Below are 19,004 nucleotides of genomic sequence, written 5' to 3'. Positions count from 1 at the left end.
CGACATGGCGACCGAAGTCCTCTGGTACATCATCCCGCGTGAGGGCTCCTACCCCTGGGAGCCCGAGGGGCGGCGCCCGGTGGACCTGGGCTACCTCTCCCAGCTGGCCGGCACGGTCGAGCGGCTCGGCTACAGCGGTGCGCTGCTGGCCACCGATCTCTACGACGTCTGGCCGCTCGGCAGCGCGCTCGCCGCGTCGACCAGCACCCGCTTCAAACCGTTGCTCGCCGTCCACCCCGGACTCATCTCACCGACCCTGCTCGCCAAGATGGCGCTCAGCTTCGACACCCTGTTCGGGGGCCGGCTGCGGTTCAACGTGGTCAACGGTTCGACCCGGTCGCTCCAGGAGTACGGCCTCCACGTGGAGCACGACGAACGGTACGAGCTGAGCGCGGAGTACTGGTCGATCGTGAAACGGCTGACGGCCGGCGAGGTCTTCGACCACAAGGGCCGCTTCTACGACCTGAAGAACGCCGGCGCCTCCTTCCGGGAGCTGAAGCCGGTCCAGGACTCGCACATCCCGCTCTGGTTCGGCGGCTCGTCCGACCCCGGCATCGAGATGGCGGCCGAGCACGTCGACGTCTTCCTGACCTGGGGCGAGCCCCCGCACCTGCTGAAGGAGAAGCTGGCGAAGGTCCGGGCACGGGCCGCCGCGTACGGGCGCACGCTCAGGATCGGGCTGCGGCTGCACCTCATCGTCCGGGACACGGAGGACGCGGCGTGGGCCGCGGCCGACCGGCTCCTCGACGTCACCAGCGACGCCACGTACGCCCGTCAGCTCGGCGACCGGGCGGGTGAGGACGGGGTGGGCTGGCAGCGCCAGTTCCGCCAGCACGGCGGGAGGGTCCCGGCGCACGCCCGGGAGCTGGAGGTGCACCCCAACATGTGGCCGGGGATGAGCCTCTTCCGCCCGGGTCCCGGAACCGCCGTGGTGGGTTCCACCGCGCAGGTCGTCGAACGGCTCAAGGAGTTCCAGGACCTGGGTGTGGACACCTTCATCCTCTCCGGCAACCCACTGCTGGAAGAGGCCTACCGGGTGGCCGAGACGGTGCTCCCGGCACTGGGCGTCACCCGCTGAGCCGTCCGCACCGGTGCGGACGGACTGCGGTTGTCGGTGCCCGGTGCAAGACTCGGACACATCAGGAGGAAACCTGATGTGTCCGAGAACGGGACGACCGAAGGAGCACCCCATGCTCACCACCCGTTTTGTCGACGGAGCCCCCAACTGGCTGGATCTCGGCACCCCGGATCTCGACGGTGCCACGGCCTTCTACACCGCTCTTTTCGGCTGGGGGTACGAGGCCGGTGGCCCCGAGACCGGTGGCTACGGCATGTTCACGCTCGACGGGAAGTCGGTCGGCGGCGTGATGACGGTGCCCGAGGAGCAGTCGAAGTCGTCCTGGTCGGTGTACTTCCGGTCGGCGGACGTCGACGCCACCGCGCGGCTCGTGGAGAAGTCCGGCGGTTCGGCGCCGTTCGCGCCGATGGACGTGCTGGAATTCGGCCGGATGGGCGGGTTCACCGACCGGGGCGGGGCGTACTTCGGTATCTGGCAGCCGAAGCGGCTCGCGGGGCTCGGGGTCGCGGGGGACACCGGCAGCCTGTGCTGGGCGGAGCTGTACACCCCGGACGTCCCGGCCGCCGCGGCGTTCTACGGTGCGGTCCTCGGCTGGGAGAGCAGCCAGATGCCCTATCCGGACGGCGGCGGCTCGTACACGGTGGTCCGGACTGCGGGCGGCGGCGAGGAGAGCTCCTTCGGCGGGCTCGTCCCGCTCGACGCCGTACCGGCACGGGCGGCCGTGGGCCCGCACTGGCTGCCGTACATCGAGGTCGAGGACTGCGACGCCACGGTGGCCGAGGTCGAGCGGCTGGGCGGCAAGCTGACACTGGAGCCGCTGGAGATGGAGGGCGTGGGCAGGTTCGCCAACGTCACCGATCCCTGCGGTGCGCCGTTCGCGGTGATCAGGAGCGCGTAGCCGCCGCCAGGCCCCGGCGGCCCGGGGCCTGTGATTGATGCGTCGTTGATCAGTCGTTTATCGCGGCACGGCACTGTGTGCTGCATGCTGATCAACACCCCGACCGACCCCGCTCTCGCCTGGCAGGAGACTGCGCTGTGCGCGCAGGCGGGGCCCGAGTTCTTCTTCCCCGCCCCCGGCAGCTCCACCCGGGAGGCCAAGCAGCTCTGCAACGCCTGCGAAGGGCGTCAGGCCTGCCTGGAGTACGCCCTCGACAACGACGAGCGCTTCGGTGTGTGGGGCGGGCTCTCCGAGAAGGAGCGGGACCGGCTGCGCAGAGCGGAGCGCGACCGGGCGTGATCGCGGGCGCCGGGCCGGTGACCCCGGCCGGACGCCCCGCGACACGACGCCCGTGTGCCCCTGGGGCGTGTCGTCGAACTGCCGTCTGCCGGGCGACGACGGCAGTTCGACGACACGCCCTGGTCAGGACGCCACGTGGAAGGTCTCGCCGTACATCTTCCACGTCAGCGGCGGAGTCAGCCCCAGGTTGCCGTCGTACAGGAACTCCCGCTGCGCCGTGTCGATGCGCGAGGTGTCGTGCTGGTTCTTCTTCGACTTCATCACGGCCCGCGCGGCGTCCAGGAACGCGTCCAGATAGGCCTTCTCGTCGCCGCCCTCGTCGACCGTGTCGGCCTCGGCCAGGGCCGCCTTCCGGATTCCGTAGAAGGCGTCGGGCTCCGTCCCCGGGCCCTGCAGCACCATCGCGTCGAAGTAGATGAACTGGCCGAGCGTGCCGAGTCCGTCCAGCTTGGCCAGCCGTACGGCCGGCTCGAAGTACTGCTTGTCCCTGACGCGGTCCTGTGCGGCGCGGAACACCGGGTCCTCGGCCGACTGCTTCCACGCGGCCGTGAAGCCGGGGTCCAGGCCCTTGTGCGAGCCGGTGCCGTCGACCTCACGCAGAGCGGGGACGTACCGCTTCAGCGGGCTGTCCGGATGGTCCTTGGTGAATGCCTCGACGAACGTGAGCATGTCGTGCGTTCCGGAGCAGAATCCGACGATCCCGGCGGTGTAGCCGGTGCCGTCGCCGTTGTCGTCGATCACGCCGTACTGGCTGTGCCAGTCCAGCGTCGAGCTCTCCGACGTCGCCAGCAGCTTCCAGGCCAGCTCGCGCTTTGCCGGTGCGGCCAGTCCGGCGGGCATCGCCTCGACGCGCTCGTCCAGCTGACGGCGTTCCTCGTCGTTCGCGGCCGCGTACGGGTCGGGGCCCACGGAGGCGTCGGCCGGGTCCGCGGCTGCTGCGGAGCCGCCGGCGGGGGAGCCGGCGGACGGCTCGGGATCGTCGCCGCCGCCGCCGTTGAGGAGGATGGAGGCGGCGATGGCTATCGGCGCGGCGAAGAGAACGAAACGCGTCACAGGTTTCACCGGCACAGAGTACGGTCCGCGAGCCCGCTGTGAGGGCCACCCCGCCCCGCGGCGAGCGGTCGCCGCGAGGCGGGGCGGGGCCGGAGCGTCAGGCCTGGGCGCGGGCGGCCATCCGCGCCTTGCGCGCGGCCAGCTTCTCGTCGAACTTCGAGGCCTCGCTGTCCAGCCCGTTCATGTACAGGCCGAGCTCCTCCTGCGCCTTCAGACCCTCCGGGCCGAGCCCGTCGATGTCCAGCACCTTCAGGTAGCGCAGCACGGGCTGGATGACGTCGTCGTGGTGGATGCGCATGTTGTAGATCTCGCCGATCGCCATCTGCGCGGCGGCCCGCTCGAAGCCGGGCATGCCGTGGCCGGGCATCCGGAAGCCCACGACGACATCGCGCACGGACATCATCGTCAGGTCCGGGGCGAGCTCGAAGGCCGCGCCCAGGAGGTTGCGGTAGAACACCATGTGCAGGTTCTCGTCGGTGGCGATCCGCGCCAGCATCCGGTCGCAGACCGGGTCGCCCGACTGGTGGCCGGTGTTCCGGTGGGAGACCCGGGTGGCCAGCTCCTGGAAGGCGACATACGCCACGGAGTGCAGCATCGAGTGGCGGTTGTCGGACTCGAAGCCCTCCGCCATGTGCGCCATCCGGAACTGCTCCAGCTTGTCCGGGTCGACCGCGCGCGACGTGAGCAGGTAGTCGCGCATCACGATGCCGTGCCGGCCCTCCTCGGCCGTCCAGCGGTGCACCCAGGTGCCCCAGGCGCCGTCGCGGCCGAAGAGCGAGGCGATCTCGTGGTGGTAGCTGGGGAGGTTGTCCTCGGTCAGCAGGTTCACCACCAGGGCGATCTTGCCGATGTCGGTGACCTTGGACTGCTCGGACTCCCACGCCTGGCCGTCCTCGAAGACGCCGGGGAAATTCCGGCCGTCGGAGAAGGGCACGTACTCGTGCGGCATCCAGTCCTTGGCGACCTTGAGATGGCGGTTGAGTTCCTTCTCCACCACCTCTTCCAGCGCGTACAGCAGTTGGGCGTCAGTCCACGCCTGTGAACTGCCGAGGTGGGGAGAGGTGATCGTCACGGGGAGCTCCTGGGGACGGGAGAATTACCTACGGCTTCGTAGGTTACGAGACCGTAGGTTAAAGCGGCAGTAAGGCCGGAGCCAAGCCCACCCGGGGGATATTCGCCTACCTTGCGTGATAGTCGCAGGTCAGTCCGGTATACGGAGGGTCAGGACGGCTGTGGGGGAGGGGGTCAGAAAAGCGAAAAGACCGGGCCCGGCCCCCGGTGGCGATGGGCTCTGAACAGTCGGCGTACTCGGAGCACACGGCGCACAGGGGGCTCGGCCGGAGGCGGATCAGATCAGATGATCCGCCGCGCCGGACTTCACCGCGAAGATCAGTGCCCGCAGTGCCTCCACGGAGTCGCTGACGTAGGTGGCGGTGTCGGTGGTGGAGCCGATGTAGGCGCGGCCCTGGTCGTCCAGTCCGAAACGGAAGCAGTTCGCGCCCTCGCTGCAGAACGCCTCGTCCCAGCAGATGTCGTTCATGTCTCTCCTCAGAGGTCCTTGGCTATGCACCGGATGAATTCGCGTGATTCCTCGACGGGTAGTGCGAGCGCCCGAAGCCGCTCCAACAGTCCTCGGTAGCGCCGCAGTTGCATGTCCGCATCGAGCAGCATCGAGCCGTGCGAGGAATCGAGCTGCACGGTATCGAGCTGGGGGACCGCCGCGCTGACATATGTGAAGGACTGCCCGGCGCCGGGGAACCCGCCGGCCGCGAACGGGATCACCCGGACGGTCGTCCGGTCCCGTTCGGACTGGGCGAGGATGTGCTTCAGCTGCGCCTCGGTGACCTTGGGGCCGCCGAACTGCATCCGGAGGGCGGCCTCGTGGACCACCGCCTCGTACAGGGGTGGCCGGTCCCGTTCGAGCACCTCCTGGCGGCGCAGCCGCAGCGAGAGCCGGGCCATCAGGTCGGGGCGTGGCAATTGGGGGTCGGCGGTGTCGAAGACCGCCCGCGCGTGCTCCTCGGTCTGCAGCAGCCCCGGGATGTGCGTGGTGGTCGCGGTGTGCAACTCCTCCGCGTGGAACTCCAGTTCGGCGATGTCCAGCAGGCTGGGCAGCAGGAGTCCGCGATGCTCCTCCCACCACCCCCTGGCTCTCTCCTGCGCCATCTCGGCCAGCAGGTCCACGAGGCCGGTGTCGGGGCAGCCGTAGTTGAAGGCGAGGGTGCGGACCCGTTCGGCGCTGATGCCGAAACGGCCCGATTCGATGTTCGGGATCCGGGTGCGGTCGACGCCGAGCAGTGCGGCGGCCTGCTGGGCCGTCATTCCCGACTGCTCGCGCAGCTTGCGCAGTTCGTACCCGAGGCGCTGCTGCCGGGCGGTCGGGGTGCTCCTGGGAGGCACGGTGTGTGTCCTTCCGGGTGTGGGGAGTCAGTGAAATGACCGGAACAACACAAGTAGTAGCACTGTGCTCCACTTGTGGGCTACGGTCGGTAGCGTAAGTCTCACACGGGGCGACCATGCCTCTGTGTGACCGTCGCCACACGAACCGGGATATGTGAGTACTTTGATGAAGGGCGCACTGCGTTGCCTCCCCGCCCTCGCACCCGCCGGGCCCCACCCGCCGAGAGCGGACAATCTGAGCTATTCGTTCGCCCTGCCCGGTGGCGCCTTCTGTGCCGGACTCGCCCGCCGCGTCGTGAGTGACCTGCTCATCCGGCACGACCTCGCGGGACTCCGCGACACCGCGGTCCTCGCCGCATCCGAACTGGTCGCCACGGCCTACCGGTTCACGCCCGACCGGGAGATGCTGCTGCGGATCCACTGGCACTTCGGTGCTCTGCGGATCGTCCTCTACGACCAACACCCGTGTCACGGAACGCCCGAGAGGTCCGAGGAGTGCAGGGAGCGCCGCAGCGCAGACATGTGGCTGCTGGCGGCCGCGGTCGACGCGCACGGCGGGGACTGGGGCCTCGCCCCCGCGCTGACGGCCACCGGCGGCTCGAAGACCTGGGCGTTACTCCACCCCTAGGGGGTTTCGTGTGAGTTCCTCCGGCATGAGCCGAAAGACCACTTCGGTCCCGACGCCGCGGGCATCTTCCTCTGGTCCGCCAGGCGATCCAGGCGAAACGGCCCAGCCGTACGGGCTTGACCATCACCGTAACCACGTCACGGACCCACCAGTGCACATGACCGTCGGGTCTGCTGGTGGCGGGTGCGGGTGCGGGTGCGGGCTCGGGTGTTTCGGTGAGGTGGGCGTCTAAGGGTGCGAGGTCGATGGCGCCACCGGTATGCGAACCCTGCGATATTTACCGGGCGCCGCGCGTTTGGACATTGAGGCGTCGGACCGGTGGTGGGGTGCGCTCCTGGACGCCCCCGTGGAACTCGACGTCAGCGACGGCGGGGTTGTGCACGCCGGGGTGGCAACGAGTTCACACTGTGACTTCCGGTTGTTCCGGGCTGAGATAGTGCACGCGGGTCTGCGCGGCGTGGAGCATCAGCAGGCCGTGCAGCTCCTCGGCGGCGAGCTTGAGCAGGTGGCTGTCGCGGGTGGCGTGGAGGGTTTCGAGGACGAAGGCGACACGGCCGGAGTCCTCGGTGACGCGGGTGCGGTGGGCGTCGCGGTGGTTCCAGTGGCGGGTCAGGACGCCGGTGGTGTCGTCGTAGATGATCTCGCCGGGCTTGGGGTTCTCAATGGTGTCGGGTTCGCCGAGCGGGGTGAAGGTCTCGGTGCCGTCCGCGTACCGGATGGTGACGTCGCCGGTGACGTGGTCGAGGTCGAAGGCGCCGGCGGGCAGGCCGTGGAGGACGGAGACGGCGTTGTAGGAGTCGACGGCCGGGTTGATCCGGGGAAGGGTGCCCTTCTTGGCGAGGCGGCGGCCGAGGGCGTCGACGCTGGGGCGGATGCGGCGGGGGTTGGTGCCGAAGGAGCGGTAGGCGGTGTGCCATGCCTCGATGCGCGGGTCGGTCTCGTCTGCGGGCTGCCAGGCCCCTGCGGAGAGTTGCTGCTCCAGCGTCTCCAGGGCGGCGGCGGTGTCGGGCCAGGGCTCGTGGCCTCGAAGGCCGGTGGCGGCGACCACGGCGATGAGGGTGTCGGGGAAGGCGTCCGCGACGGCGGGGGCGATGCGGAAGTCGGTCATGGGAGGTGTTCTCCGTTCCTTCGTGCGTATGGGGCGGGTGGTCAGGGCTTCCAGGGGCCGATGCGGCCCAGGCGGCGGCGCTGCTGGTGTGCGGTGGGGGCGTCGAGGCCCTGGCCGCGTTCGGTGAGGCGGTCGGCGACCGCGGTGCGGTGTCCGACGGGCTTGTGGTCGTCGTATGTGAACTTCGCCCGTACGCCGGTGACCTCCAGGCGCAGGCCGCGGATGCCGGGCAGCATCCGGTCGTACGGGGGCTGGTCGACGGAGATGGGGGCGTGGTCGCCGTCGGGCTGGAAGTGAGCCATCTGGCGGCGCAGCAGCTCGGCCTTGTCCTCGGGGTCGTCGACAAGCGTGGCGCGGCAGGTGAACTGGACGGCCGCGTAGTAGCTGGTGGGGACGCCGTCGGCGGGTGGGGTGTCGGGCTTGGCGCGCCAGGGACCGGGGATGAAGGCGTAGTCGCCGAAGACGGTGAACAGGACGTTCGGGTCGTTGTCGATCGCCGTCCACACCGGGTTGGGGCGGGCGAGGTGGACCAGGAGGTGGCCGGCGTTCCAGGGCTGGATGAACATGCTGGTCTCCTTGCGAGGCGGTGGTGCTGGAGGTCTCAGGTGAGGGCGAGGAGGCTGACGGCGATGGCGGCGGCGCCCAGGCCGGCGAGCTGTGCGCGGTGGATGCGTTCGGCGAGGACACTGCGGGCGAGCAGGACGGTGCCGGCCGGGTAGAGGGCGGTGATCACGGCGACGACGGCGAGGTCCCCGCTGCGGGCGGCGAGCAGGAACAGCAGGTTGGCCACCGAGTCCAGCACACCGGCGGCGGCCGAGATCGCGTACGCGGGCTTCTCCGTTCCGAGCTTGCGATACATCAGACCGGCCGCGGTCAGGGTGACGGCGGAGGAGACCGCCCGCCCGACGATCAGGGGTGCCACGCCGCTGTCGGACGGGGCCTGGTGCAGGAAGATCAGCTGGAGGGCGATGGCGGCGCCGGCCCCGAGGGCCAGCAGCAGGGCGGTACGCGACGGGCGGGCCGATCCGGCGCCGTGGCCTGCGCTGACCATCACCACGGCGGCCAGGGCGAGCGGCAGCCCGATCAGGCCGGCGGTGCCCAGGCGTTCGCCCTGGAGCAGGCCCACGCCGACCGGCAGCATGGCCGACACGAGGGCGGTGACGGGCGAGAGCACGTTCATCGGGCCGATCGCGAGGGTGCGGTAGAGCAGGGCGAACGCGGCGGCCGATGCCACGCCGGAGGCGGCGCCCCAGCCGAGCGCGGCAGGGCTGAACGAGGCGCCGAGCACGGGCCACAGCAGCAACTCGACTGCCAGGCTGGCCGGCGCGGCGATCATCACAGTGCGCAGCACGTGGGCCTTCCGGGCGCCCAGGCCGCCGAGGAAGTCGGCGCATCCGTAGGTCAGTGAGCTGACCAGGGCCAGCAGTAGAGCTATCACGAGACGATCCCTTAAGATGCAGTGGAACGACTAAACCGTACAACGGAATGACCGCCCCTTGTCAACCGAACGACCGGGTGGTCCATTCCATTGACCAACCGATGGGGATGGTGACCAGGTGACCGAGACAGAGGCGGCTCTGCGCACGCTCGCGCACAACGTCCGCTCGGCTCGTACGCGCGCGGGCCTGTCGCTGGACGAGCTCGGTCGCCGGGCCAAGGTCAGCAAGGGGGCCCTGGTCGGCCTGGAGAAGGCGCAGGGCAATCCGAACTTCGCGACCCTGGTCCGGCTGGCCGACACGCTGGGCATCTCGGTCTCCGTGCTGATGGAGGGTCCGGCCGAAGGGCGCGTCCGTGTGGTCTCGGTCAGCACCGTGATGCCGCTGTGGGCGGGCGAACGGGGCGGCGAGGCCCGGCTCATGCTGACGACCTCGGGCCCCGCTCCGGTCGAGGTGTGGCGCTGGCGCCTGGAACCGGGCGAGGAGTACCCCAGCCACCCCCACCAGGCCGGCGTCGTCGAGACTGTCAGCGTCACCGCAGGGCGCATGGTCCTGGTCGTCGACGGCGCGGAGCACCCGGTCACGGCCGGGCAGACCGCCACGTTCGAAGGCGATGTCGCCCACACCTATCGCGGGGAGGGTGACGAGACCTGCCACCTGATCATGACCGTCCATCTGCCGCCTGGGCCCGCATCCGCGGCCTGATCCGTCCGCGTAGGTCCGGCCGGACACGTCGGAGGCGTGGAACCGGCTCGGGATCCTCGACCGTTTCCTCACTGACGCCGCCGACGGTGCCCGCGGCCGGTTCGTGTCCTGGGCGAACCATGGCGCCTGCGCGAAGAACACGCTCACAACGCTCGCGGCCATTGAGGCCGAGCGGCTCGCCGACCGCATCGCCGTGGTGACCCGCGACGGCACCGTGCTGTACGACAACGAGGTCGTCGATTGTGCGTGGCGCCGTCGGCCCGCCGCCGGCAAGGCAGTCGCCCGCGGGCGCTCCCACGCGTGGACGGTCCGCGAGCCGGCCGCCTTCCACCATGAGATCGCCCGCGCCGAGGTGCGCGTCCACAGCGATCTTCCCGAGGACGAACGACTGGCAGTACACCGGGATGCCGGGCGGGCCGCGGTGCTCGCCGAGCCGGTCCGTCGTACCGCCTCGGTTCCGTGCTCAACCGGGTGAGTCGATGGTCGGACCGGCCGCCCCTATATATGTGCGCGGAAGACGTTGACGGCGTGTCCGTCACGGTCGTCGTCCTCATTTGCGCCTTGGCGACCGTCTTCGACAAGCAGTGCCCCCGCAGCTCGACGGCTGGATTCGCCGGGGTGGGCTATCTCACTTTCGGATTGATCAATCCATAAATCATTGACGTTGCGACCTGACCTGGGCGAGAGTTACGGCATGAACGATCCAGAATTCGACGCGAACGGTCCCGGTTCCGGACCTCCGCCTCTGAGCCGGGTGACGGTGCTGCTGCTGGCCGTGGTCTGTGGCGCGGCGGTGGCGAACATCTACTACGCCCAGCCGTTGCTGCCCGTGCTGTCGCGGTCCCTCGGGGTGTCCCAGGGAACCGGTGGCCTGGTGGTGACCGTGTCGCAGATCGGCTATGCGCTGTCCCTCGCCCTGCTGGTGCCCCTGGGGGACGTACTCGAACGGCGGCGCCTGGTGACTGTGCTGCTGGGCCTGAGTGCCGTGGCTGTCCTCGGTGCGGCGGCGTCCCCTTCGCTGGGGCTCCTGCTCGTCGCGATCGCGGTGGTCGGAGCGACCTCGGCGGTGGCACAGATCGTGGTGCCCATGGCCGCGTCGCTGGCGCCGGACCACCAGCGCGGTTCGGTGGTGGGCACGGTGATGAGCGGTCTGCTGATCGGCATCATGATCGCGCGTACCGTCGCCGGGCTGCTCGCCCAGATCGGTGACTGGCACCTGGTGTTCGTCTTCGCCGCGGTCCTGATGGCGGTCCTTGCGGTCGTCCTGCGCGTGGTGCTGCCTCCTGTCCCGCCGACGGAGAACGCGACCTATCCTCAGCTGCTGCGCTCGACACTGGCGCTGGTGCGCACCGAATCCCTGCTGCGCAGGCGCATGGCCATGGCAGCGGTCGGCATGGGCTGCTTCACCGTACTGTGGACCGCTTCCTCGTTCCTGCTGGCCGGGGCGCCGTACAACTACGGACCCGCCGTCATCGGCCTGTTCGGCCTGGCCGGAGTCGCCGGAGCAGCCGCCGCGGGTATGGCCGGCCGGCTCGCCGACCGCGGACGCGGCCGTCAGGTGACCACGGGTGGGCTGATCCTGCTGGCGGGCAGCTGGCCCGTGCTCGCCGTCGCCGGTGTGGGCGGGCCGGGCGGTCTGATCGCGCTGACCGTCGGCATCGTCGTGCTCAACCTTGCCCAGCAGGCCCTTCTGATCAGCCATCAGAGCGCGATCTACCGCCGGGCCCCGCACGCCCGGAGCCGGGTGACGACGGCGCTGATGGTGTCCGCGTTCGCCGGGGCCACCGTCGCCTCGGCGCTGACCACAGCGCTGTACCCGCTGGCGGGGTGGCCGGGTGTGTGCGGACTCGGCCTTGTCATCGCGCTGGCCGGGGCCGGGATCTGGGTTCTGGAGCTGGTCCACCCCAGCCCGGCCGAACCGCTCGCCGCCCCGTCGGCGGCCGTGGACACCGGCGTGCCCGCCCGGCATCCGGCAGCCGCGGGCCGCGTGGGCGCGAGCCGTGAGGAGGCCGGCTGTGCCTGACATCCACCGTGTCGCGATCCTCGACGACTACCAGAAAGTCGCGCGACGGCACGCCGACTGGAACGCCCTGCCGGACAGTGCGCGGCTCACGGTCTTCACCGAGCCCCTCGGCAGCCCCGAGAGCGTCATCACCGCACTGGAGCCGTTCGATGTCGTCGTGGCCATGCGCGAACGCACCGCGTTCCCGGCCGAGGTCATCGACGGGTTGCCGAACCTGCGTCTGCTGGTGACGACGGGCCCGGCCAACGCGGCCATCGACGTGGCCGCGGCCACGCGGCGGGGAGTCGTGGTGTCGGGTACGCGCGGGGCCGGGGCGGCGCCGACGGCCGAACTCACCTGGGGCCTCATCCACGCACTGGCCCGTTCCCTCCCCGCCGAGGAGCGCGGCATGCGCCGGGGCGCCTGGCAGCGGACCATCGGACGCGACCTCTACGGCGCGCGCCTCGGCGTCGTAGGACTTGGCGACGTGGGCACCCGCGTGGCCCGCGTGGGGCTCGCCCTGGGCATGGACGTCGTCGCCTGGAGCGCCCACCTCGACACCGAGCACGCCCGTGCCGTCGGGGTCACCCCGGTCCGTAAGCAGGAACTGCTGGCCACCTCCGACGTGGTGACGGTCCACCTCAAGCTCTCCGCACGCACCACCGGGCTGCTGGGCCGGGACGAACTCGCGCTCATGCGGCCGGACTCGCTCCTCATCAACACCTCGCGCGGGCCCGTCCTCGACGAGGACGCACTGCTCGCGGCCCTGCGCGCCGGGACGATCGGCGGAGCAGCCCTGGATGTTTATTCCACCGAACCTCTCCCGGCCGACTCGCCGTGGCGCAGCGCCCCGCGCACGGTACTCGCCCCGCATCTGGGCTATGTCACCGCGGGAACCTACGACGTCTTCTACACCGACGCGCTCGAGGACATCCTCGCGTACGGCGCCGGTGAGCCGATCCGAGTGATCACCCCGTGAACAGACCACCCACCACCACATCCCCCCACACGCACATCCGAAAGGCCGGCCCTGTGGCGACGCACGCACAGCATCCCGAGACGAACAGCGCCGCGGGCGGGGAGCGGGACGGCTCGGGATTCCGGCTCCCCGCGCTCTGGACGCGCACCCTGGGCGAACTCACCTTGAGCTACGTTCCCGACGCGGGCGTCGACATGATCCCGACCCGGGTCTACCCCGCCTCCGCCGAGGAGAACTGGGACGAACACCGCTCGCACATGACCCGGGCGGGCCATCTGTCCATGGGGTGCGGGGCGCTGCTCGTCGAAAGGGGCGGGTCCCGCCTGCTCATCGACGCGGGCCATGGCCGCATATCGGGCCACGACCTGGAGGACTTCCAGCACGCCTTCGGCCATGTGCGGGATCTGCCCGCGTCTCTGGCGTCCCTCGGCGTGGATCCGGCCGAGCTGGAGATGGTCGCCTTCACCCATTTCCACGCCGACCACACCGGGTGGGCCCGGCCCGACGCGGTCGAGGACCCGCGAAGTCTGTTCACGAAGGCGCGCTGGATGGTCGGGAAGGGCGAGCAGGAGAGCGTAACGCCCGGGTCCGGCCCGGTCCTGGCCGGCCAGGACGAACGTACCGTGACCGTGACCGACGGGGCCGAGATCGCCGACGGCGTCCGCGCCTGGTCGCTTCCCGGGCACACCCCCGGGCACACCGCGTGGATCCTCGACACCGGCGACGGACGGGAGGTCGTGGTCTTCGGCGATGCCATGCACTCACCGGTCCAGGTCCAGCACCCGGACTGGGAAGTCGTGCTCGACACCGACCGGAACGCGGCCGAACAGGCGCGGCGCCGGCTCGTGGACCGCCTCGCGCGGGAGGGGGTGTACGGCTTCGGCGTCCACTTCGCCGACCAGCAGCTGGGAACCGTCGACGGCTCCGGCCGCTGGCGCCCCTGGAACGACGAGACGGATGCCTCCTGACGCCCGCCCGGAGCGCGGCGACGACATGAACGCGGCCCTGGCGGCTCGGCCGCTGGGCTTGCGGTCAGCGTGCTCCGCGGCAGACCGGCGAGCAGCCGGCATCTGGAGCAGCGACCCGGACCGGCGAGCAGCCGGTCTCTGGCGCAGCGACCCGCATCGGGCGCCACGGCCGGTATCTCGCGCAGCAGTCGCGCCCGCTAAACTAGATTAATCGTTCCATTATGGCAGGAGGTGTCACGTGCCCTCAGTCGGCCGTCCCCGTACCTTCGACATGGAAGGGGTCCTTGAGGCCGCGATGCGGTTGTTCTGGGAGCAGGGCTTCGAAGCGACATCGATGGCCCGGCTGCTGGAGGCCACGGGGCTGTCCTCGGCGAGCCTGTACGGCGCGTTCGGCTCGAAGCAGGGTCTGTTCGAGCGGGCGATGGAGCACTACGCCGCCGGGCCGGGCAGCGTCACCGACGTCATCGACGACGCTGCCCTGGCCCCGCGCGAGGCCATCTCCCAGATGCTGCACGCGTCCATCGACATGCAGACCGACACCTCCCACCCCCGAGGCTGCCTCGTCGCCCTGTCAGGCACTGTCGGGGACCGCGATACCGCGGTGCGCCGGGCGGCCTCGGCCCGCCGTGCGGTGGACCGAGCGCGCATCAGGGCATGTGTCGACCGGGGTGTCGCCGCAGGAGAACTCGCCGAGGAAACGGATGTGGACGGCATCACGCTCATGATCCACACCTTTCTGCTCGGCGTCTCCACCCAGGTGTGCGACGGCACGCCCGCCCACGAACTGCACGCCTCGGCGGACGCTGTCCTCGCTCCCTGGCACCGGCCGGTACAGGCGGCCTGAGCGAAGCGGCGCCGCAGCTCCGGCAGGCCCCCGGGAGGCAGTGCCGCCGGTCGACCAGGCGGGGGCCGCCAACTCCGCAACCGCCGGGAGACCGCCCCGGAGCATCAGGACGTCGTCTTCGGTGACGCGAAGCGGGCGGCCCTTGGGGAGCGGCCCGGTCACGTCTGCGCCGAGCCGCTCCGAGCGGACAGTTGCGTGCTTCCCGTGAGGGGAAGCGCTCTGGTCATGACGCCAGGCGGGTGCCGCGGCGCCAGATGGCGCGGGTGTTGAGGGTGTCGCTGATGTTCCTCACCGGGTCGCCGTCGACCAGCAGGAGGTCGGCGCGGAGCCCCTCGGCGATGCGGCCCCGGTCGCTGAGGCGGAAGCGGCGGGCGGTGGTCGCTGTGGCCGCGCGCAGGGCCCGTGCGGGCGTGAGGCCGGCAGCCACCAGGTACTGCAATTCGTGGTGCAGGCTCGCTCCGTGTGCCAGGCCCCCGAAGAACGTCTCGGGCATGGAGACGTCGGTGCCGGCCAGCACGTCGACGCCGGCTGCGTCCAGGGCGCGCACGGTGTCGTACACCTCGTCGAGCTTGCCCTGCGGGTAACGGTCGTAGCTGGAACGCAGGGTCTGGTCCCACTTGCTGTCGAGGCGTGCGGCGACCCGTGGGTCGTCGGCGAGTTCGCTGCCGGTGATCCCCATCATCGAGGCATTGAGACTGATGCAGGGAATGACGAACATGCCCGCATCCTTGACGAGGGCAATGATCTCGGCGGTATGCGGCTGGTCCATGAACACGTGGGTGACGCCGTCGACGCCGGCTTCGGCGGCCATCCTGGTGGCCTCCACGGTCAGCGCGTGGGCCACAGTGAGGGCACCGTACTTCTTGGCTTCGGCCACACCGGCGGTCACGGTGGCCTGATCGAGCGAGGGCAGCCCGGGGTGCCCCTCCACGCTGCCGTCGTCGATCATGAACTTGATGAAGTCGGACCCCCTGGCGAGGAGCTGGGGCACGAAGGCGACCGCTTCCTCGGGGGTGGTGGAGAACGGCATCAGGGGCATCACTGGAGGCAGATCCCACTTCGGCCGGAAGCCCTCCGGCATCAGCTCACTCGGGTGGCCACCGGGCGGTGTGATGGCAAAGCCGGAAGAACGCACGTCAGCCACGCTGTCGTCGTCGGTGATGAGCCCCCGGTTCTCCCGTGTGTTCATCCCCTGCATCTCCAGTTCGGTCGTCACGCCGAACCGCAGGGCGAGCGCCAGGGAACCCGGAGCGGAGTGGACATGGGCGTCGATGAGTCCCGGCAGCAGTGTGGCGCCGCTGCCGTCGACGATCTCGCTGCCTTGAGGAGCGCCGCCACCGACACGAGCGATCCTCCCGCCGTCGATGACCACGGTCCGCACGCCGACCGTCTTCTCTCCGTCAAAGATCTGCGCGTTGGTGATCGCGGTGAGCGCCATAGCAGTCCGCCTCGTTTCTCGCTCGTCAAGATTTACATACCTAATGCTATGCACTTGCCTACTGGTATGCAAATGTGCGGTCGGAGCCTAGAATCAGTCACATGAGCAGCGCGTCCTTCTCCGAGCAGCCGTCCGACGACCTGGCACTGGACCAGATCGGCCCGGCACTGTCACGTCTGCGACGACGCACGCCGGCATCGAGTAAGGACCTCTCCCGCAACCTCGTACTCAATGTGATCGCCGACGCGCCGGGCGAGACGACGGTCGGGGGCCTCGCCGCCGAGATGGGCATCGCCCAGCCGGTGGCCAGCCGGACCGTCGCCGCTTGCATAGAGGACGGGGTGCTGCGCCGGACGGCGTCCCAATCCGACGGCCGCCGCACCGTGCTCGAACTCACCGAGCACGGCGAGGCCGAACGCAACCGCTTCGCCGCTGAACAGCGAAAAGCGTTCGAGGAGATCACCGCCGCCTGGTCACCGCAGGAGCAGATCCAGTTCGCACGCCTCTTGGCCCGATACGGAGATGACGCCACCGCGTGGTCCAGGAAACAGGCCGCAAGCCGCGACTGAACGAGAGGTGCCCGTGCGCCGCGTCACGGCCAGGAGCCCGGACGCCGCGGGCCCGCGAGGATCCGCCGGACGGGCCCTGGCCCCGCACCGCGCCCGAGCCCGGCCTCTCCCCGCACACACGGGGTTCCTCACATACCCGCGCGCACCTCCTGCGCCGTGGTGTCCCGGAGTTCACCGTCGAGCAGCAGCCAGCGCGTGATTCCGAGTGACTCCAGGAACGGCACGTCGTGACTCGCCACGATGAGCGCTCCCTCGTACGACTCCAGTGCCGCCGTCAGCCGGTGCACGCTCGCCAGGTCCAGGTTGTTCGTCGGCTCGTCCAGCATCAGCAACTGGGGTGCCGGTTCGGCGAGCAGCAGTGCGGCCAGCGCCGCACGGAACCGTTCGCCGCCCGACAGGGTCCCCGCGGGCCGGTCCGACCGTGCTCCCTTGAACAGAAAGCGTGCCAGCCTCGCCCGGATGGCGTTGTCCGTGGCATCCGGTGCGAACCGCGCCACGTTCTCCACCACGCTCAGCCGGTCGTCGAGCACGTCCAGCCGCTGCGGCAGGAAGCGCGTGGGAACCTCCACCTCGGCCTCGCCCGACACCGGTGCCAGCTCACCGGCGAGCGTCCGCAGCAGCGTGGTCTTGCCCGCTCCGTTACGCCCCACCAGTGCGATGCGCTCCGGACCGCGCACCTCGAACGCGCCCTGGACCCGTGCTCCGTAGGCCAGTTCCAGCTCGCGCAGCACGAGCACGCCGCGGCCCGGGTGGACCTTGGTGTGCGGGAGCTCGACCCGGATCTCGTCGTCGTCGCGCACCGCCTCGACCGCTTCGTCCAGGCGCTCCCGTGCCTCGGCCAGCCTGTCGGTGTGCATGATGCGGTGCTTGCCGGCCGACTCCTGCGCGGCACGCTTGCGGGCGCCCATGACGATCTTCGGCTCGCGCTTCTGGTCGCTCATCTTCTGCCCGTATCGCTTGCGCCGGGCCAGCTTGACCTGGGCGTCCGCGAGTTCTCGCTTCTGGCGGTGCACATCGGCCTCCGCGACCCGCACCATGCGCTCGGCCGCCTCCTGCTCCACGGCGAGCGCCTCCTCGTACGCGGAGAGGTTTCCGCCGTACCAGGTGACCTCGGAGCCCCGCAGATCCGCGATCTGGTCGACGCGGTCCAGGAGTTCCCGGTCGTGGCTGACGATCACCAGGACCCCGCTCCACGCGTCGACCGCGGCGTACAGCCGTTGTCGTGCGTGCAGGTCCAGGTTGTTCGTCGGCTCGTCGAGCAGCAGCACGTCCGGCCGGGCCAGCAGCAGCGCGGCCAGCCGCAGCAGCACGCACTCGCCGCCGGACACCTCACCGATCGTCCGGTCGAGCCCGATGTGTCCGAGACCGAGCTGGTCGAGCGTGGCGCGGGCCCGCTCCTCCACGTCCCAGTCGTCGCCGACGGCCGCGAACCGCTCCTCGCCGACGTCGCCCGCCTCGATGGCGTGCAGCGCCGCACGGGCCGAGGCGATGCCCAGGGCCGCGTCGACCCGCAGCGCGGTGTCCAGGACCAGGTTCTGAGGCAGGTACCCGACCGTGCCCGTCGCCCTGATCCGGCCCTCGGCCGGGGTGAGGTCGCCGGCGATGAGCCGCAGCAGGGTCGACTTGCCGGCGCCGTTGACGCCGATGAGACCGGTACGGCCGGGTCCTACGGTCAGATGGAAGTCGTCGAACACCTCGCTGCCGTCCGGCCAGGCGAAGGAGAGCGACGAGCAGGTGATGTGTGCGAGCGGAGCTGACATGGGGAATCTCCCGGTTGCGAGGAAGGTCGGGGGCAACGGGATCGAGACACCGGCCACCGGCGTTCCACGGAAGGATTCCGGATTCCGGAAATGTGGAGGAAAGCCCTGGTCGCGGAGGACAGCTCGTAGAGCCGAGGTCACACTCGGGCACGCGGGCATGTGGGGACATGGCACGGCGTGCGACGCGGTGTCTCAAGACCTCAGACGAGCAACGTCCTGCTCCGATCGGCGACGACAGGGACAGCGCAGACGCTACGCCCGGCCGGGTGGCGGGGCAAACTAATTAGCGGGAGCCGCCGAGCAGGTCGGTCAGGCTCCGGTCCAGGTCCAGGAACCGGTGCTCGGCGCCGACGGGCACCAGCTGCTGGGTCCGCCGCAGGAACCGCCGCAGGTCGGCGGTGCGTACGTGCACCATCGCGATGCCCTCGGCGGCGTGGAACTCCAGCACCGTGCGCTCGTAGCCGAAGGGCCTGATCCGGACGTCACCCAGGCCGGCCGGCGCGTCCGTGCCCTCCGCGAGCAGCTCCCGGGAGAACTCCCAGGCCACCTCGGTGCCCTCCAGCGTCGCGGGTGCGGGGAAGGCCATGCGGATCGCGAAGGGGTCCGTGCGGTCGTAACTCAGGACGGCGGGAAGTGTCTCCATCTGCGGCGCGGACGCCACCATGCGGGCCTGCACGGACTGCTCGATAACGATGGACAAGACCTGCTCCCTCTCGCGACCGGATGAACGGGTTCCCGGCACTGATACAGACGACGGAGGCCGCCGATCCGTGCACCGGGGGACCGCGTGAGCTGCGTC

Annotated in this window: 20 protein-coding genes and 1 pseudogene; 11 read left to right on the top strand and 10 right to left on the bottom strand. The window is 70.3% G+C overall.

From position 1 onward, the window contains the following. The first annotated feature begins 4 nt into the window (after positions 1–4). The 3 genes from EDD93_RS36170 (at position 5) to EDD93_RS36160 (ending at position 2,315) form a co-directional block, all read left to right on the top strand. Positions 5–1,078 (top strand): LLM class flavin-dependent oxidoreductase, encoded by a 1,074-nt coding sequence (locus EDD93_RS36170; RefSeq protein ID WP_123530679.1) that lies wholly within the window; start codon positions 5–7, stop codon positions 1,076–1,078. 112 nt (positions 1,079–1,190) lie between these two features. Beyond that, positions 1,191–1,976: a VOC family protein gene (locus EDD93_RS36165; RefSeq protein WP_123530677.1), complete on the top strand. Its 786-nt coding sequence runs from the start codon at positions 1,191–1,193 to the stop codon at positions 1,974–1,976. A gap of 84 nt (positions 1,977–2,060) precedes the next feature. Continuing rightward, the gene (locus EDD93_RS36160) at positions 2,061–2,315 is read left to right on the top strand and encodes a WhiB family transcriptional regulator (protein WP_123530675.1); all 255 of its coding nucleotides are present in this window, start codon (positions 2,061–2,063) and stop codon (positions 2,313–2,315) included. A 123-nt stretch (positions 2,316–2,438) separates the two neighbouring features. Here EDD93_RS36160 and EDD93_RS36155 read toward each other — a convergent pair whose 3' ends face one another. The 4 genes from EDD93_RS36155 to EDD93_RS36140 form a co-directional block, all read right to left on the bottom strand. Continuing rightward, on the bottom strand, positions 2,439–3,368 hold the full coding sequence (locus tag EDD93_RS36155; RefSeq protein WP_123530673.1) for a chitosanase: 930 nt from the start codon (positions 3,366–3,368) through the stop codon (positions 2,439–2,441). 97 nt (positions 3,369–3,465) lie between these two features. Next, positions 3,466–4,440, bottom strand: coding sequence for an acyl-ACP desaturase (locus EDD93_RS36150; RefSeq protein ID WP_123530671.1), 975 nt, complete (start codon positions 4,438–4,440; stop codon positions 3,466–3,468). A 276-nt stretch (positions 4,441–4,716) separates the two neighbouring features. Then, entirely contained in the window at positions 4,717–4,908 is a 192-nt protein-coding gene (locus EDD93_RS36145) for a hypothetical protein (protein WP_123530669.1), read from the bottom strand. A gap of 8 nt (positions 4,909–4,916) precedes the next feature. Next, positions 4,917–5,768, bottom strand: coding sequence for a Scr1 family TA system antitoxin-like transcriptional regulator (locus EDD93_RS36140; RefSeq protein ID WP_123530667.1), 852 nt, complete (start codon positions 5,766–5,768; stop codon positions 4,917–4,919). Positions 5,769–5,922: 154 nt separating this feature from the next. Between EDD93_RS36140 and EDD93_RS36135 the strand changes: the two genes are divergently transcribed. Continuing rightward, positions 5,923–6,396: an ATP-binding protein gene (locus EDD93_RS36135; RefSeq protein WP_260256105.1), complete on the top strand. Its 474-nt coding sequence runs from the start codon at positions 5,923–5,925 to the stop codon at positions 6,394–6,396. A gap of 400 nt (positions 6,397–6,796) precedes the next feature. On the opposite strand, the gene EDD93_RS36130 is transcribed toward EDD93_RS36135, so the two are convergent. Genes EDD93_RS36130 through EDD93_RS36120 form a run of 3 tightly spaced genes read right to left on the bottom strand, consistent with a single transcriptional unit; the run spans position 6,797 to position 8,942 of the window. Continuing rightward, complete coding sequence (locus EDD93_RS36130; RefSeq protein ID WP_123530663.1) at positions 6,797–7,504, bottom strand: B3/4 domain-containing protein; 708 nt, start codon at positions 7,502–7,504, stop codon at positions 6,797–6,799. 41 nt (positions 7,505–7,545) lie between these two features. Continuing rightward, entirely contained in the window at positions 7,546–8,070 is a 525-nt protein-coding gene (locus EDD93_RS36125) for an FMN-binding negative transcriptional regulator (RefSeq protein WP_123530661.1), read from the bottom strand. 35 nt (positions 8,071–8,105) lie between these two features. Further along, complete coding sequence (locus EDD93_RS36120; RefSeq protein WP_123530659.1) at positions 8,106–8,942, bottom strand: EamA family transporter; 837 nt, start codon at positions 8,940–8,942, stop codon at positions 8,106–8,108. Positions 8,943–9,060: 118 nt separating this feature from the next. On the opposite strand from EDD93_RS36120, the gene EDD93_RS36115 reads away from it, so the two are divergent. The 6 genes and pseudogenes from EDD93_RS36115 (at position 9,061) to EDD93_RS36090 (ending at position 14,438) form a co-directional block, all read left to right on the top strand. Next, positions 9,061–9,645 carry an XRE family transcriptional regulator gene (locus EDD93_RS36115; RefSeq protein ID WP_123530657.1) on the top strand — a complete coding sequence of 195 codons (585 nt, stop codon included), beginning with the start codon at positions 9,061–9,063 and terminating at the stop codon, positions 9,643–9,645. 43 nt (positions 9,646–9,688) lie between these two features. Further along, positions 9,689–10,120: pseudogene (locus tag EDD93_RS36110) on the top strand (zeta toxin family protein); the annotation flags it as partial. 219 nt (positions 10,121–10,339) lie between these two features. Further along, on the top strand, positions 10,340–11,668 hold the full coding sequence (locus EDD93_RS36105; protein ID WP_123530653.1) for an MFS transporter: 1,329 nt from the start codon (positions 10,340–10,342) through the stop codon (positions 11,666–11,668). Continuing rightward, complete coding sequence (locus tag EDD93_RS36100; protein ID WP_221217382.1) at positions 11,661–12,626, top strand: D-2-hydroxyacid dehydrogenase family protein; 966 nt, start codon at positions 11,661–11,663, stop codon at positions 12,624–12,626. Before EDD93_RS36105 ends, EDD93_RS36100 begins: the two co-directional genes overlap by 8 nt. A gap of 53 nt (positions 12,627–12,679) precedes the next feature. Further along, positions 12,680–13,594 carry an MBL fold metallo-hydrolase gene (locus EDD93_RS36095; RefSeq protein ID WP_123530651.1) on the top strand — a complete coding sequence of 305 codons (915 nt, stop codon included), beginning with the start codon at positions 12,680–12,682 and terminating at the stop codon, positions 13,592–13,594. Between the two features lie 238 nt (positions 13,595–13,832). Further along, positions 13,833–14,438 carry a TetR/AcrR family transcriptional regulator gene (locus tag EDD93_RS36090; RefSeq protein WP_123530649.1) on the top strand — a complete coding sequence of 202 codons (606 nt, stop codon included), beginning with the start codon at positions 13,833–13,835 and terminating at the stop codon, positions 14,436–14,438. Between the two features lie 223 nt (positions 14,439–14,661). Here EDD93_RS36090 and EDD93_RS36085 read toward each other — a convergent pair whose 3' ends face one another. Beyond that, on the bottom strand, positions 14,662–15,876 hold the full coding sequence (locus tag EDD93_RS36085) for an amidohydrolase family protein (RefSeq protein ID WP_123530647.1): 1,215 nt from the start codon (positions 15,874–15,876) through the stop codon (positions 14,662–14,664). Between the two features lie 101 nt (positions 15,877–15,977). Here EDD93_RS36085 and EDD93_RS36080 point away from each other — a divergent pair, with 101 nt between their 5' ends. Then, the gene (locus EDD93_RS36080) at positions 15,978–16,445 is read left to right on the top strand and encodes a MarR family winged helix-turn-helix transcriptional regulator (RefSeq protein ID WP_123530645.1); all 468 of its coding nucleotides are present in this window, start codon (positions 15,978–15,980) and stop codon (positions 16,443–16,445) included. A gap of 128 nt (positions 16,446–16,573) precedes the next feature. Here EDD93_RS36080 and EDD93_RS36075 read toward each other — a convergent pair whose 3' ends face one another. Both EDD93_RS36075 and EDD93_RS36070 read right to left on the bottom strand, forming a co-directional pair. Further along, positions 16,574–18,205 (bottom strand): ABC-F family ATP-binding cassette domain-containing protein, encoded by a 1,632-nt coding sequence (locus EDD93_RS36075; protein ID WP_123530643.1) that lies wholly within the window; start codon positions 18,203–18,205, stop codon positions 16,574–16,576. Between the two features lie 283 nt (positions 18,206–18,488). Then, positions 18,489–18,905 (bottom strand): SsgA family sporulation/cell division regulator, encoded by a 417-nt coding sequence (locus EDD93_RS36070; protein ID WP_123530641.1) that lies wholly within the window; start codon positions 18,903–18,905, stop codon positions 18,489–18,491. Positions 18,906–19,004: the final 99 nt, after the last annotated feature.

The sequence above is a fragment of the Streptomyces sp. 840.1 genome (genome assembly GCF_003751445.1).
Classification (GTDB): Bacteria; Actinomycetota; Actinomycetes; order Streptomycetales; family Streptomycetaceae; genus Streptomyces.
Note: the sequence above shows the minus strand (reverse complement) of the source record. Positions and strands in the feature narration are given on the sequence as shown.